Source organism: Oceanicaulis alexandrii DSM 11625 (assembly GCF_000420265.1).
Classification (GTDB): Bacteria; Pseudomonadota; Alphaproteobacteria; order Caulobacterales; family Maricaulaceae; genus Oceanicaulis; species Oceanicaulis alexandrii.
This window is the reverse complement of sequence record NZ_ATUP01000001.1, coordinates 1,805,558-1,821,315: the sequence shown is the minus strand read 5'-3', so window position 1 is coordinate 1,821,315 and position 15,758 is coordinate 1,805,558. Positions and strand designations below refer to the sequence as shown.

Below are 15,758 nucleotides of genomic sequence, written 5' to 3'. Positions count from 1 at the left end.
AGGTCATAGACTTAAGATGAAGTCATTCATCGATCTGTTCCGACGCAAACGATCCTATGCGCCGCCCGACCGTACGGTTTACGCGATTGGCGACATCCATGGCCGCAAAGACCTGCTTGAGCGTCTTGTTCCCCTCATAAAAGACCACGCCGGCCACTCAGATTATGAGTTGGTCTTTTTAGGCGATTACATTGATCGCGGCCCGGACTCGGCGGGCGTGGTGGATTATCTCATCCATTCAGACGCACTGTCCGGGATTGATTGCACTTATCTGAAAGGCAATCACGAAGCCACATTGCTTGAGTTTTTGGACGCGCCCGAAGTCGGCGCGTCCTGGAGCACCTATGGAGGGTTTGAAACCCTCCTCTCTTATGGCGTCCAGGATGTGAGGCTTAGCAAGGATGAGGCTGCGTGGGCGAAAACCGCAAAGGCGTTATCTGAGAAGCTTCCAGCTTCGCATCTCGCCTTTTATCGATCGCTCTCGAGCTTTGCGGTCCGCGGCGATTACTTCTTCGTGCACGCTGGCATAGACCCCGATAAAGCCATAGACCAACAAACTGATGCAGAGTTTCTCTGGATCCGGGATGCGTTTTTAAACGATGCGCGCCAGCTCGATTACATGATCGTGCATGGGCACACGCCCCAGTCTGAACCCAGCAGGGACAAAAGACGGATCGGTCTGGATACGGGCGCCTACCAGACCGGCGTTCTGACAGCCGCAGCCATCAGCCCTGCAGGCGTCGAGTTCATTTCAACGCGCTGAGCCTCATCAGCGGTCAGCCTGCTGTATAAGACGTGGAAGAAGCCCCCAGCGGATCATTAGAGACCGTGGACCATTCAAGCAGACTCGGACCCGTCTGAAGCGCGCGCCACTCATACCGGGTTTGCCCCACCGTAAGGATATGAGGCGACACGCTGTCCAGCACATAATCTCCCGCCTCAAGGCGCAAGATCAGGACTGCGTGCAAACCTGTGCCTGGTGACCAGGCTGTCGCCATGCGCATCCGGTCAGCGGGTGCGCCAGCCTCAAGAAGCGCGGCACGCTTTTCAAGGGCGAAGTCTTCACAATCCCCGTAACTGACACCTTCCGATCGGATGGGCAGAACCCAGCGTTCCTCCATATTCCAAGTCAAAGCATCGCTTCTATAGGAGATCGCGGTGTTGATCGCGGCGTTGACCACATGCGCCATCGCGAGCAATTGCTCATCAGAATACTCTTGTTCAGAAACCTCATCAGAGGCCGCTGGCGTCTCCTCCAACACAGCTGGCGAAGACTTGCTCATGTCTTTATTGTTTGTCGCCAGCTCAGCGTCGACAAGTCCGCAAGCCTCACGGTTTTCCATACAGAATGCGAACGCGCCTACGGGAGGCGCCGTCACCTGATGGGTCACAAGGTGGGGTGTACCGGGCGTGGTGGCTGAGCAAGCGGTCAACCACAGACCTGCCAGGGCAAGGCCAAGAAGAGACAAAAGGGTGGGCCGGGACCGTTGCTCATTCTGAGTGGACACGTCTGGTGGCTGTGTAGACTATTTACTTGCTTAATATAAATTTACCCTAACGTTTTATTTATTTTACTTGAGAGTAACCTTAACATATTCTAAACTCAGGTTTACATTTAAACTATTGATTTAAATTGCTTTCTTCACGCGCTTACGCGGGTTGGGTCAAATGAGGGGTAACTCGGACCCACGGCGACACCAAAGTATAGTGGTGAGCCTGTGCTTATAGATAATGACACATTAACCTAGAGCCCGTGTCTCTGGCGCCAATGAGCCTACATTACGAGCGCCCTGAAGGCCGCAGCTCACCATATCCTGCGTGAGAGACGGGCGCAGAGTCACTGACCGGCGCCCCCGCATTCCTTGCGCTTCAACTTGCGCATTTTGCAACTATTGCGCTCGCGATTTCCGCTCGCCTTCTTTACACTGCAACGCAGCAATGGGGGCCTTGATGCGAGTATTAGTCGTTGGCGGCGCGGGCTATATCGGCTCGCATATCTGTAAAGCGCTCGCTGAAAGAGGCGATACCCCGATCGTCCTCGACAACTTGTCTCGCGGTCATCGCCACGCGGTGAAATGGGGGCCCCTGATCGAGCAAGATGTGCGCAATGTCAGCGCCGTGACACAGGCGATGTCAGACCAGGGCATCGACGCCGTCATGCACTTCGCCGCCAATATCGAGGTTGGTGAAGGCCAACGTGAGCCGCTGGCGTTCTGGGATAACAATGTCGCTGGGGTCGTTGCACTGCTCAAGGCCATGGAGCGCTCGGATGTGCTCCATCTGGTCTTCTCGTCCACCTGCGCCGTCTATGGCGAGCCCCAAACGCTTCCTATCACCGAGGATGAGCCCCGAACGCCGGTCAACGTCTATGGCCAGACCAAACACGTGGTCGAGCTGATGCTTGAAGATGTCTCATCCAGAGGAGCGCTCAAATACGCTGCGCTTCGCTATTTCAACGCGGCTGGCGCGAGCCCGGATGGAGAGATCGGCGAAGAGTATGACCCGGAAACCCATCTGGTGCCCAACGCGCTTAAGGCCGCCGCGGGACTCGGCGGCCCCATGCATCTGTTCGGGGATGATTATGACACGCCGGATGGCACCTGCGTGCGAGACTTCATCCACGTGATGGATCTCGCTCAAGCTCATCTCAAAGCGCTTGATCGCTTACGGCAGGGGGCGGACTCCTTCGCCTGCAATTTGGGTACAGGAACAGGGATATCGGTAAAAGAAATCCTCGACGCCGTTGAGACCGTCACCGGACGGCCAGTTCCCCCCACACTCTCTCCCCGACGCCCGGGGGATGCGGCGCAATTGGTCTCCGACACACGTTTGGCGCGTGAGCTCTTGAACTTCTCGCCCATCTATTCAGACGCCAAAACCATCATTGAACACGCCTGGTCGTTCTATGCGCGACGTTGGGGACTACACCCCTCATAAAACCCGCTCATTGCCCCTCATTTCAATCCTCATGAGGGGGCCGTCAGAGGCAACGGCCCGTTAGCTTCGGCAATCCTACTCGCACAACCAAACTCTTCCGCCATTCCAGGACCTCACCCGAGATCATCCGCCTGGCGATGATGATGTACATTCTGTTCTCGCTATCGCTGTGCAATGTGTAGGAGTTCCTTCATGTGCACGGCATCGACATCAGCTACGACCCTTCCTTATATGCCGCCATCTCTTCAAAGACGCCCACGCCTCGGTGATCACCGAGGCGCGCGCCGCACTCCTAAAGTAATGTGACATGGTAATTTTCGACATCGGCTCGGTTTAACTGACATCACCGCCTCACCGCATAGCAAGGCTAACGCTGACCTCTTTGAATTCCGAATTGGATGCCTTGGGCAGGACTTCGTTGTTGACGCTCAGCCAAGCGCGCAATGCTCCAAAGCTCAAGATCAAAGGTTCACGGTCGACCCAAGCGCTCCGCCCCGGTATGGGCTCGATAAGGTGAGGGAAAAAGCCTAGGCTTGGACCTCCTTCAGTTGTCGGCCTCAAGTAGCCAGCGATAAGATGTACAGTCCCCAGTATTTCCGGCTTCAGATCAGCGAAGACGTGTGGCCCTGAAGGACTCTCGCATTTCATCCTCACAGTGCTGAACGGCACAACCGTTGGAATTGCATCAAGGTCCTTGCGCTCGCTCGGGTGAACATTGAGCCCAGTCAAAGGCGACCAAGAACAATCAACATGCTTATCGCCAGCCAACCGCATTGCTGGCACCTTCATCCCTTCGCTGATGACACTAGTCGGCACCCATGGAGTTGAGCTCCGCATAACGTAACTCAGATCGGGTAAGCGCTGCATGTTCTCGGCAAATGCGTGCGGGTCGCACGCCGTGATCGCTGTGATCATATTCACACGTCCTTTGGCTGTAGATTTTTGGGGAAAGGCGCGCCCCGCGCGACCTTGATTTAAACATAGCAAATAAAATTTAAAGTTCAATTAGTTTTTGCATGTGCCTACACATGCGCGTGTTGACAAAACGTAACTTAGAATCTTGATAGCTTAATTCGAAATTGATTTATAGCTATATATATTTGTGGCTATTTTCGGTTACTTAGAATCGATAGGCACTATGTTTCAATATAAAGGCAACGCCACCAATAAGTTAAACCCAAGCTTCCGCCTAACGGGAAGCCAAAGCCCTTTCCAAGCAAAGACGGCATAGAACGGACCAGACAAGCGACCGTGAATGGGCGAGCCAGACCGAATTAGCCCGGCCATAAATCTTCCAGGAAAGTCCCGGCAAACCCACGCTCTGGAGAGAGATGATCACAAGCAAAGAATGTCTGGTCGATTCAGCGTGCTATCGCGTCTATGACGCCTGCAAACTGTTAGCCGACTGGAAGCACAGTCGTGAGCACCAGATACCAGAATGACCGCCAAGCAAGCTGACGTCTCCGCCCCATTGATTGCGCGAACAAATTGGGGGCTCCGCTATTGAACGCTCCCCACACTACAGGACATGTATTAGTTCGAATCTAGGATCGCAAAGTCAGCAACAGACTGGAAACTCTCAGGCTCTTCGTTCTGTCACCACCACGTTGACCAAACGAAAGCCCATATAATTCAGTAATTTAGCTTGACAGGCGCCACGGCATGGCCCAAGCTTGTCATGGGAGCTATAACCGTGCGCTAGCGCCTAGATGGAAGCGCTTCTACGTGAAAGCAAAGCGTATCCAACCCCATCATTGCCAGACTACGTTCCGGCCACAGATCGTGCACCCGCGTAAGCTTCCGACTGAGACGTAAGCTCCACGAGAAGTGAATAGCGAGATCTTTTTTCCAATGGTTGACCAAGTCGATATTTCGCACTGGCGGATGATTGTAAAAGCTCTGCGTAAGGCTCTGCAGGATCGCAAGTTGGAGCTATCAGATGATGATCTGGCTTACGTTGCCCGGTTCTTCCTGGAGCATCTGGAAAGCCGGTCGTTGCACGTGGTTCCAGCGACCCCGAACAAACGGATGCTCGAGGCGTCCATGAATGCGCTAAGCGCCTCCAAGCGACCGAGCGTCAGGAACATCGGCACCAAGCGCAAACATCGCTGGCGCATTGCCGCCTCACTGGAGGCCGCCCCGAGCTGGCGCGAAGGCGCACGGTCGGATGGATTCATCTATCGCAGACCGAACGAGCCTGCTGACTAATGCATGCCCAAATCATCATTGAACTGCTCGCGTGCCGGTATAGACAGCGCTTATTTTCTTTATCAATTGTAACCCACTCCGGAATGCGACGCGGATTGAGCTCGTTGTTGAAGTAAGGCTCCAAGAGAGCCAAAATGCGCTCCTCGTCCGGGGGCGTCACATTCATGATTTCCATGTGTTTTATTTCTCGCGCCAACGATTGGCACGTAGCCAGGTCGGAGCGATGAATGACGCAGGGCTCGCGGCAAGGCCGATCGTTTTGACAACCAGCCTAGAGCTGGCAGCCGAAACAGCTTTTCGCGACATCATTTTTGCAGGACCTCAGCGCCATCCATCATGAAGGAGGGTGAACACTCGAAGCTGAGATCGATCAGGGCAAGAGGTCTCAGATCATTTCAGTGAGCCAAACTTCTTAGCTTTTCGAGCCATGACCTCTTCAGAGTAGGGGTCATCAATCTCGTCGAGTTCAACTTTGGCCTGCTCGATGGGAATGCCGGCGTTGAGCCGATCAATCGTTCGGTCGAAGGCTATCGCTTCACGTATTCCTGTTAGGGCGTCAATCACGTCGATTTCGAGATGCCGCACGCCGAGTGCCGCGAGACATTCCCCCATAAACGCCGCGCTGAACGTGCCGCGTGCGACCTTGTTTCTGAGATTTCGTTCGTTTTCTTCAACTCCCATAAGCTTCAAACGCTCGGTCAGCTGCGCGTAGGAGATCCCACGTTTGACCATCTGGGAGCGTATCACCCCAGTAGCCCACCTGCGTTCAGCAAGCTCCCTCCGAACTTCAGGTTTGAGGTTCCTGGTCATTCCGCGTCTCCATATTTGTGCGCAAGCATCATATATGGTGCTTTGACCTTGACAAGAAAAATGCCGGCGAATAAAAGGCACCATATTTGGTGCTTTCGCAATAATGCGGATGCGTCACGAGGAGAACGTTGAGGCGGACGGGGCGAATTCCGTCTCCGTCGGAAGGCTTCGAGGCCGACGTGCCGAGGGAGGTTGCTATGTTGAGTAACGCAGAGCGCGGCTGCGCGAGCGCCAAGGATAGGCTCGCACCTAAAGAAGCCGATACGGGCCAAACGAACGTTTTTCGAACAAGCGGCACCTTTTGCGGGATTGAACGAAAAGCTTCACCCATCTCGGTCGGGAAGAAAGGCGCCCGCCTGGAGGCGCTTGGCCTCTTCAAGGGGGCCGTACCCAATCGCAGCTGGAAACCTGGGAAGGTTTGGTGTGCTCGCGATGGGATATTCCCGCACACCCCGAAATGCCTGAATGAATATGCCCCTTACGAGAGCTCACTTGAGGCTCTCGCTCACCTCCACCTCTCCGTCGATTGTCGAATCGCGCAGTACGTTTGCCAGCCTCCGGCCCTTTACTACTGGATGCCAACAGAGTCCGGAGGCGTAGTGAAGCGGGAGTACAATGCTGACTTTGTCGCCCTGACTACTGACGGGAAAGTCATCGTGATTGATGCTAAGGCGCGACGCTTCGCACGGGACTCAAAATGGGTGCGGCGCGAGCCGTTTATCCGCGAGGCTTACTATCGGGACCACGATGCCACCCTCCTGATCTGGACCGAAAAGGAATTGCGAGCCGAGCCGAGGCTTACCAACGCGCGGACACTCTTTCGCCATCGCTTTGAGCCGACTTCAAGAACGCCGGATATTAAAGTCCGCAATGCTCTGGTGGATGCAGGCGGTTTCTCCAATTTGGCTAACCTGTGCCGTGAAGCCTGCGCCGCAGGAGATATAGCCGTTACGGAAGCCTATTCCGCGGTGATGCGCCTGACGTTGAAAGGCGAGCTAAAGCTTTGCCCCAAAGAACGATACAACGCAGCCACCAGCGTCGAGTTCCGAGGAGACCCTTCCCGTGACCTCGTCTAACAATTCTCGTAACGATAAGGGCCAAGCCGAACCGTCCGAAAGCAGCAGCTACCCAAATGTTCGGATCCGATCTAACGATTTGGTTTTCATCGATAGGCGGCCGCACCTGGCTCAGCAAAAGCAGCTGGGCAAATGGCTTCTCATCGATGCGGATACTCGTGAGGCAAAGCTAGAGGCGCAATCCAACCTAGTGCGGTTGCTCGGAGATGGCCGGTTAAGCGTTCGATCACGCCCCCGAAAGCACGAGCCTCTCTCTCCGCTCTCTGAAATGGCAATGGATCCGCTGTTCGAGAGCGAGGCCAAACGCAAGCACGCCTACGTGATGCACGTACTCGAGCATCCTGACGGCTTCCGAATTTCAAAGCCGTGGGTCAAGAAAATGATACCGGAGGTGGCGCAGAGGATTGACGATAAAAATCCTCCTTGTCCGGGCTCTGTGTTGAACTGGGTATCCCGCCACGAAGCCTACTTCAATGAGATTGGGCTCGCTGCTTACGTTCCACGCCACGACTGCAAGGGAAGCCGCGGAAGCAAACTTCATCCAGAACAGGAGAAAGCGCTCGAAAAGGCCGTTGCGAGATATATGAAAGCGGGCACCATGAAAGATGCTTATCTGGAGGCTGAGGCGCATATCCGCGAATTCAACGCTTCAGCTGAAGGGCGGCGCGCATGCAAAACAATCGACTCGGCTCATCTTGATCGGTCCGGGAAGCTAGCCTGTCCCTCGCTGCCGACTGCCTATCGGCGCAAACGTGAGGTTTCTCCGTTCGCTCTGGATGCGAGCCGACAGGGCTGGAATGTCGCCCGCAGAAAGTACCAAGGATATCAAACTCGGTCGCTGCCCGAGCGTCCTTACGCTGAGCTGGAGGCTGACGCGACGCCACTAGACATACTCGTCGTGGATAAGAGCGGCGCATGTCTTGGACGACCTTACCTGATTGCTTTCATAGATCGCGCCACGCGCATGGTTGTTGGCTACTCTATCACGCTGGATGAACTCTGAGCTACGCAGCGGTGATGGAGGCGCTCCGCCATACGATCTATCGCAAGAAAATATCTCACATAGATGGACTATCAGATGATGACTGGCCGTGCTTTGGCCGGCCTGAAGAAATCTTCTTCGACAATGGCAAGGAGTTTTTAAATCGAGCTCTACAAGCCTCATCACCTCAGCTTGGCTTTAAAATAACGCGGCTCCCTCCGAGAGAGCCATGGTTGAAAGGTCTTGTTGAGGGATTCATGGGTCAAGTGGCCAACCTCGTCCATGCGTTTCCCGGCACGACCAAATCGAACTGGTTGGAGCTGAAAGACTACGAGAATATTGATTATCCCACGTTCACGTTGAAGGAGCTAGATGCCCTCTTCATTAAGTGGCTTGTCACTGACCGTCACCGCACTCCAAATCGGAATTTAGGGACAGTGCCAGGTGTCGGAAGAGCTCCGATCGACGCGTGGCATGATAAAGTGGATGAGCTTGACGTCACGGAGCTTCCCGACCCGACGCTCTTTGTCGCTCTGGCCGGTGAGGTCGCTCAGCGTACGGTTCAGAAAACAGGCATCACATGGGATCACATTGTCTATTGGTCGACTGATCTGGATGCAGTCTTGGCCCATCCCGACCATTGCGAAAGGTCAGGGCGGAACGGACCAGCCCAGTATCGGGTTCGGCGCGATCCATACGATCTGTCCAAGGTGTATCTGGTCAACCACCATGATGACAGCATCATCACGGTGCCGGCATGCGACCGATGGCGGGAGTACACGCAGGGCCTGACCGCCTATCAACACAGATGCGCGCTGGAACACGCGAAGGTGGTCGAGGGTCAGCGAAATGACCCCGAAGCGTTAAGCCGAGCCAAACACGAACTGCGTCAAGCGGCAATGGGTGTATTACGCTCAGGCATCCGGAAAAAGACCGAAAAACGGATAGCGCGGTACCTATACAACCGCAGGCAGATGGCATTTGAAAGTGCCTTGGCGGACGCCGAACACGAGACAGCAATCGAAGAACCAATGCCTTTGCATGTCGTCGAGAGCCCCAGACATGTGGGGGTTGAGGATGAGACTGAGCGGAATAGGCGTACCTCTGCTGATGTTGACGCTTCAAGTGGAAGAGCCGCCCATCTTTTGCCCCCCGCACATCAAAGCGAAGACGACTTCGACGAGATACTCTTAGCGGCGGCTAACGTTAGGTCGGAGAGCCAAAAGAATGCGTGATTTTCAGGAAGACAACGTCGTCGCGCGCCAGCGTCAGATGGAAACCATATTCGTCGACCACGATCGGCATCGCTTGGCCAGCGCCGCGATCGAGCGATTTCATACGCCGGTGAAAGGCGGGCTTCCTTCAAGAGGCAAGCTAGCGGCTCTGATTGGTGATAGCCGCATCGGGAAGACCTTCGCAGCAAACCGCTACGCCTCGAAGTTCCCCAGCGAGATCGGGCAGAATGGCGTGAAGCGTAAAGTCGTCGTTATCGACTCTCCAATCGAGGGCGGGCCTAGGGGGCTGATCGATAGCGCAGCCTCGGCCTTCGGACTTGCATTGTCTCACAGAATGCCAAACCCGCATGCTGTGGAGGCGGTGCTGAAAGAAATGAAGCGCTCTTCTGTTGAGCTCGTGATCCTGGATGAAGCGAACATCATATTCTATGACAAGAATAAAAGGGTCTTAAATTTTGCCCGTAATTTCATAAGAAAGATGCTTAATATTCAGGCATTTAATATCGTATGCATTGGCCTTGAAGAGACCTACTCGATTTTGGCCGAGGATGCGCAACTCATTGGCCGCGGTGGTTTAGAGCACTGCCGCCTTCGGCCGTACAACTGGAATGATGAATCGGACCGAAAGGGGTTCCGCGTTCTTTGCCAGAAGTTTGACGAAGAAATGCCGTTTGAGCCTGCTGGCTTTGCCTCAATGGACTTTTCGTATCGCCTCTTCATGGCGTGCAAGGGCAATATTGGCTGGTTGAAATTTTTGATGGAAGCGGCCGGCGCGCTGGCGATCAACGAATGCGCGCCAGTCGTCGATCTCAGTCACTTCGCTCAAGCCTGGGACGCGCGGAAGCGCCCTGGCGAGCAATTCAATCCATTCAGCCGCTAGGGCATCTAGGAAGTAGATATCATGACAATTGCGATCATGAATTCTGCCGCAAGCAACGGCTTCGACGTGGACATGGTGCCCGTTCGAGCATGGCCTGAGGAAGTAAAAGAATTTGAGCCGGTATATGGCTGGTTCCAGCGCTTGGCTGCGTGCAATAGCGCTCTGAGCACGCCCTCTCTTTGTTATTCGTTGGGTCTGGAAGGCAAGCACTTCCACACCGCTTCTTTGCTTGATATCGCGTCCCAAATCCCGACCGATTATCGGTCACTGGAGCAAAATAGTCCCGTTCCCGCGGATTTGGGTTATTTGCTGAGAGGCCACCCCTTGCCGCCTCGCTTCATCAACAAGGGGGTTCGGCGCGTCTGCCCCACATGCCTAGAGGAAAGTCGCCACTACCGCGTCTGGTGGGACATTTCAGTGATGGAGAGCTGCCCGCTTCACGACTCTCAGTTGATTTACGGGTTGCCAGGCGACCCTGTTGACTGGCGAAAAGTAGTAGTCGGAATGACCCAAGCGGGCGTACTCATCGACGATAATCACGCCATTTCGAAGCCGGCTTCAGAGCTTGAAAAATATGTGCTCGGATTATTGGCCGGTAACCTGCCGGCTGAATACGAGACTCTATGTCAGGAAGAATTGTCGGCGGTGTTGGCTGCTTCAATGACGATTTCGCGCTTGCACACTTATGAAGAGCAGTATCGTCATACCCCCCAAGAGATCAGCAGGCATGCCAATGCGGGGTTTAGCTCTTTGAATTTGGGATTTGATGCGGTCGTCAAGCAAATACGGTCCGCGCCTTGGCTTGCATCAAGCGAAAGAGATGACTCGCGTGACGCGAAAATCCGCCAAGCCCGCCAAATAATAAGCGCTCTGGAGCCTTCTCACCTTAGAGAACTAATAGTCGAGGCATATGCGCAAGTCCGTGCAGATTTGGGCCTTGCCAGCGAGGCTGGTCCCCTTCGGTCTCATGCCTGCAAGCAGACGCGGACGCTTGAAACTGACCTAGCGAAGGATCTTGGGCTCAGCAGAAGGCAAATTCGTAAAGTCGCGATCAAGGCGGGCGTCGATGTTAATAAGCGCAAAGAAAATCGCGCGGTTCTGTTAAGTGAGGAGGACGCTCAGCTCATACGTCAAGCACTGGATCGTGCAATTCCAGCGGATAAGATTGCAGATAGCTTAGGGTGTAACGAGTCGGAATTGGACCAACTGGTTTCCGCACGTGCTATCAAAATCGGGTTTCGCAAAGATGGCGTTCGCTACTTTTTTGGCGATGACAGAGAGGCAATCACAAAGCTCGACCCTAGCCCCCCTGACAAACTCAGGAGTGAGAGGATCACGTTACGAGAATTCGCTTCGCGGCGGGGGTATTCTCTCTCCTATGCGCTAACTTGCCTACGGGCGGGTAGAAGTGTTGGGCTCGTATCCATCGATCCAGGAGTGCCGTTTTTTGACGCCGTTGTGGTTGCGTGTTTCAGAACTAAGCATGCCGGACGCCGACGCAAAGCTACTCGTCTGATGACCAAAGCCAAAGCGAAGGCACTGACTGGCGCCAGGGGGCAAACGCTGGAACAGCTGCAAGATCTTGGACTAATTCGTTCACGTACCGGGGCGCATGGGCAGGAAATGATATGCTGTGCCTCAGTTGAGCAATTTAGACGCCGATACGCGCGAGCCTCACTTTATGGGAAGGCGCTCGAGGTCGACCCGAGAGCCGCTTTGAAGCAGCTCGCGAAGTTTGATGTTTCGCCGGTAAACGAATGGTCGAAACGTATTGTGTCTTTCGTCGATAAAGAAGAAGTGTTTGCAGCCACTGGGATCGAATTAGACTCCCGTCCACAGTATCAACTTCTGGAAAGTGTTGCAGAAAAACTCATGGCGCTTGAGGGGGAGAGGAGGCCGTCGTTCACGATAGAGCACGCCTATGAGGATAAAATATTTATTGAAGCGGTTTCCCGCCGGTGGTCCTTTTACCTAACCCTTAATGAATCTAACGCCAGTTGGGAAATAGAAGCGTTATTCGATCCAGTCGTGGCTCCGGGTCGATACAGGCGTTTTCGAAAAAGCGGAAAAACCCAGCAGGAAATTTGGAAGGGTGCCGTCGTCCAGGAAACAGGCGGTGATGGGTTCAAGCTTGTTGACCCTTTGCACTTTAAGCAGGACCAGGAGTCTGTTGTAGAAATCGCGGAACGTGTATTGCGTCGCGCAGAAGAACTTTATGACTTACCCTAAAAATTTTGCCGCAATTATCCAAGCTAATTTGATCATTGGGTAGATTGTCCAAAATTGCCCGAGAATTTGACCAAGTTTCTTAGATTTTCAAATCAATAAGGCATTGATTTTAAGGGCGTCAGTGTCCAAGCTTTTCTGACGACCAACATTCTTTTCAATGATATAAAATCAAATCTGCCTGGGCGCGCCGAAACTTTCCAGCACATACCCAGCACGTGCGCATGAAGACTCACGGCAGCTTTCCCATAAATTCTCAAAGCGCGACCTACTCGTACGCCCCTACGATACTTCCACCCCTCCTAGATCGCCCGCCAAATGCTTGGAGTATGAGAAGCTGCCTCGGCCTATTGGATGCGGTTCGCTCTCACCAGGGCGCATATGGTTATGAGCAAAGGATATCGGTTGAAGCGGATCAGTGTCGTTAATGCGACATCTGACTAAAGCGTGTACTGTTATTGACGCCCTGTGTTCAACGCCCCGCTATCGACACACAATCCCCATGTGAAAGGTTGCCCATTGAGGCTTACGAATTTTTCCAATTTTGCATTGCGACTTTTACAGTTTGCCGCCCTTCACGCTCCAAACCTGATCCGTACCGAGGATGTGGCACGAGCTCATGGCATCTCGCGTCACCATTTGCTCAAAGCAGTGAACACGCTCGAAAAAGAAGGGTTCATCAAAGCAATTCGGGGCCGCAATGGAGGGATTACCCTCAACCGCCCTGCCAAGGGGATCACGGTTGGCGAGGTCATCCGGATTACCGAAGCGCCATTGGAGCTTGTTGAATGCTTTAATGCACAAACAAACACCTGCCCGCTGATTGGCGTATGCCACCTTTCAGCATCCATTCAGACGGCGACCCGCGCCTTCCTGGCTGTATTAGATGATGTCACGATCGCCGACATCGCCGCCAACCGCAGCGTCCTGCTCTCGCGCCTGAATGACGCGGAGACCCAGTAACATTTATAGACTTTAGGGTCGGCATAGAGAGGGTCTATAGGTTGCATCAAAATAAGTAGTATGACATATGCGACTTTAAGGGATACATCATGACGCACTGGCCACGAGCCAAACGCGTCAAACAATGGAGTTCCCAATGACTGAGATTGAAACCTGCACCTTCCCGCGGCTGAACGAAGCCGCCCCGGATTTCACCGCCCCGACGACCCATGGTGAGCGGTCCTTGTCTGATTATCGGGGCAAATGGCTGATCCTGTTCTCTCACCCGGCGGACTTCACTCCCGTCTGCACCACCGAGTTCATGGCATTCGCCAAAGCTCAGGACCGGTTCGCGGCGCTCAACACCGAACTTCTGGGATTGTCCATCGACAGCCACTACGCCCACATCGCCTGGGTGCGGAATATCAAGGAGAAGTTCGGCGTTGATGTTCGCTTCCCGATCATCGCCGACCTTTCGATGCAAGTGGCAAGCGCTTACGGCATGATCCAACCGGGCGCTTCTAACACCGCTGCGGTGCGCGCGACCTTCATCATCGATCCCGAGGGCGTTCTTCGCGCCATGGTTTACTACCCGATGAGCAATGGGCGTTCGATCGAGGAATTTGTTCGCCTCATCCAGGCGCTTCAAACCTCTGACAGCGAAGGCGTGGCGACCCCTGAAGCCTGGACCCCGGGCGACAAGGTGATCGTACCGCCGCCGGCCACCGCCGACGCCGCCGAGAGCCGCGCCTCTGAAGGCTATGAAACGGTGGATTGGTACTTCTCCACCAAATCTCTCGGCTGATCTCGAGGGCGGTTCAATCGAAGGTCCGCTTGATTGAACCGCTACCGGGCGCGCATGGCCCCAGTCACAATGTCCTGCCCTGACTGGGGCCATGCGCACGCTTCTTCTGGGGCTGGTCCTGTCAGCTTCAAACCGTCAAGGCCTGCGACACTATGGCCAAAAGTTGTATATGGAATGCCACTTAATTGGCGCTACTTCACCAAATACATGTTCACCTAATCGACATCAGGCGGAGTTCGCAGCGATGTTTGAATCCCTAGACGCAACCATCCTCGCGCGCGTGCAATTCGCGTTCACAGTGATGTTCCATATCATCTTCCCGGCCTTTTCAATCGGACTCGCGAGCTTCCTGTTCGTGCTGGAAGTTCAATGGCTCAGAACCGGTAATCGGGTTTATCTCAACCTCTTCAAATTCTGGATGAAGATATTCGCGGTCGCCTTCGGCATGGGCGTCGTGTCCGGGATCGTGATGTCTTACCAGTTCGGTACGAACTGGTCGGTCTTCTCTGATAAAGCCGGACCAATCATTGGTCCGCTCATGGCCTATGAAGTGCTCACTGCCTTCTTCCTGGAGGCCGGATTTCTAGGCGTGATGCTGTTTGGCATGGAGCGTGTGTCGCGCAAGTTGCACCTGTTCGCCACCGGCATGGTTGCGCTCGGCACGCTGATCTCTGCGACGTGGATCTTGTCGGTAAACTCCTGGATGCAGACCCCGGCAGGCTTCAGTATCAATGAAGTTGGTCAGTTCATTCCTGAGAACTGGTTTGAAATCGTCTTCAATCCGTCCTTCCCCTACCGCCTCGTCCATATGACCTTGGCGGCGTACCTCACCACGGCTTTTGTCGTGGGGGCTGTGGGCGCATTCCATCTCCTGCGTGATCGCGCCAACGCCGAAGCGAGAAAAATGTTCTCCATGGCGATGTGGATGGCGGCGATCGTGGCGCCCATCCAGATCTTCGCCGGCGACATGCACGGCATTAACACGCTCGAACACCAGCCGATCAAAGTGGCGGCGATGGAAGGCCATTGGGAGCGCCAGACCGGAGCCCCCCTTATCCTGTTCGGCATCCCGGACCAGGAAGCTGAAAAGAACCATTTTGAAATCGGCATTCCGGGATTGTCCGCGTTGATCCTGACCCACCACTGGGATGGCGAGACACCCGGTTTGACCGATGTGCCTGCCGATCAACGCCCTCCCGTGGCGATCGTCTTCTGGAGCTTCCGAATCATGGTTGGGATCGGTCTCGCCATGGCGGCTCTGGGTGCGATCAGCCTCTTCCTGCGCTGGCGAGGCAAGTTTTACGAGAATAGCCTGTTTCACAAAGCCGCCCTTGTGATGGGCCCCAGCGGGTTTGTCGCGGTGCTGGCGGGTTGGGTCACCACAGAAGTCGGACGCCAGCCCTTCACGGTCTATGGCCTGCTCACCACGGGCGAGTCGATCGCGCCAGTGGCGGCGCCAGCGGTCGCAGCTTCTCTTATCGCCTTCGTGATCGTCTACTTCGCGATCTTCGGCGCTGGCACGCTGTACATCCTCAGACTGATGCGAGCAGGCCCGGCCCAGGCCGAAGAGCAGCATGGCAAACCCATCCGCTCTGCAGGCACCACGCCAGCGGCTGGTCTCGATCCCAAAGCTTTCCCGGCTGAATAGGAGGTCATC

13 protein-coding genes are annotated in these 15,758 nt (G+C 54.6%); 11 read left to right on the top strand and 2 right to left on the bottom strand.

Translation table 11 applies throughout. The annotated features are described in order from the left end of the window. The first annotated feature begins 16 nt into the window (after positions 1-16). The gene (locus G405_RS0108830) at positions 17-763 is read left to right on the top strand and encodes a metallophosphoesterase family protein (RefSeq protein ID WP_022701155.1); all 747 of its coding nucleotides are present in this window, start codon (positions 17-19) and stop codon (positions 761-763) included. Positions 764-776: 13 nt separating this feature from the next. Here G405_RS0108830 and G405_RS16540 read toward each other — a convergent pair whose 3' ends face one another. Continuing rightward, on the bottom strand, positions 777-1,283 hold the full coding sequence (locus G405_RS16540; protein ID WP_169447509.1) for a transglutaminase-like cysteine peptidase: 507 nt from the start codon (positions 1,281-1,283) through the stop codon (positions 777-779). A gap of 667 nt (positions 1,284-1,950) precedes the next feature. Here G405_RS16540 and galE point away from each other — a divergent pair. Next, entirely contained in the window at positions 1,951-2,937 is a 987-nt protein-coding gene (gene galE, locus G405_RS0108820) for a UDP-glucose 4-epimerase GalE (RefSeq protein ID WP_028284674.1), read from the top strand. A gap of 1,851 nt (positions 2,938-4,788) precedes the next feature. Next, positions 4,789-5,145: a hypothetical protein gene (locus G405_RS0108815; RefSeq protein WP_156861438.1), complete on the top strand. Its 357-nt coding sequence runs from the start codon at positions 4,789-4,791 to the stop codon at positions 5,143-5,145. 390 nt (positions 5,146-5,535) lie between these two features. Here the strand turns inward: G405_RS0108815 and G405_RS16535 are convergent, their stop codons facing one another. Continuing rightward, a complete protein-coding gene (locus G405_RS16535) occupies positions 5,536-5,955 on the bottom strand; it encodes a DUF6471 domain-containing protein (RefSeq protein WP_022701151.1) in 420 nt (139 codons plus the stop codon). Between the two features lie 197 nt (positions 5,956-6,152). Here G405_RS16535 and G405_RS0108805 point away from each other — a divergent pair, with 197 nt between their 5' ends. The 8 genes from G405_RS0108805 (at position 6,153) to G405_RS0108770 (ending at position 15,749) form a co-directional block, all read left to right on the top strand. Then, positions 6,153-7,031, top strand: coding sequence for a hypothetical protein (locus tag G405_RS0108805; RefSeq protein ID WP_022701150.1), 879 nt, complete (start codon positions 6,153-6,155; stop codon positions 7,029-7,031). 274 nt (positions 7,032-7,305) lie between these two features. Continuing rightward, positions 7,306-8,034: a hypothetical protein gene (locus tag G405_RS15515; protein ID WP_022701149.1), complete on the top strand. Its 729-nt coding sequence runs from the start codon at positions 7,306-7,308 to the stop codon at positions 8,032-8,034. A gap of 14 nt (positions 8,035-8,048) precedes the next feature. Then, positions 8,049-9,248 (top strand): Mu transposase C-terminal domain-containing protein, encoded by a 1,200-nt coding sequence (locus G405_RS0108795; RefSeq protein WP_084683442.1) that lies wholly within the window; start codon positions 8,049-8,051, stop codon positions 9,246-9,248. Further along, a complete protein-coding gene (locus G405_RS0108790) occupies positions 9,241-10,128 on the top strand; it encodes a TniB family NTP-binding protein (RefSeq protein ID WP_022701147.1) in 888 nt (295 codons plus the stop codon). Before G405_RS0108795 ends, G405_RS0108790 begins: the two co-directional genes overlap by 8 nt. Positions 10,129-10,149: 21 nt before the next feature. Further along, the gene (locus G405_RS0108785) at positions 10,150-12,357 is read left to right on the top strand and encodes a TniQ family protein (protein WP_084683441.1); all 2,208 of its coding nucleotides are present in this window, start codon (positions 10,150-10,152) and stop codon (positions 12,355-12,357) included. A 465-nt stretch (positions 12,358-12,822) separates the two neighbouring features. Continuing rightward, positions 12,823-13,317 (top strand): RrF2 family transcriptional regulator, encoded by a 495-nt coding sequence (locus G405_RS0108780; RefSeq protein ID WP_233346016.1) that lies wholly within the window; start codon positions 12,823-12,825, stop codon positions 13,315-13,317. Positions 13,318-13,453: 136 nt separating this feature from the next. Then, the gene (locus G405_RS0108775; RefSeq protein WP_022701144.1) at positions 13,454-14,101 is read left to right on the top strand and encodes a peroxiredoxin; all 648 of its coding nucleotides are present in this window, start codon (positions 13,454-13,456) and stop codon (positions 14,099-14,101) included. A 244-nt stretch (positions 14,102-14,345) separates the two neighbouring features. After that, on the top strand, positions 14,346-15,749 hold the full coding sequence (locus G405_RS0108770; RefSeq protein ID WP_022701143.1) for a cytochrome ubiquinol oxidase subunit I: 1,404 nt from the start codon (positions 14,346-14,348) through the stop codon (positions 15,747-15,749). Positions 15,750-15,758 lie beyond the last annotated feature (9 nt).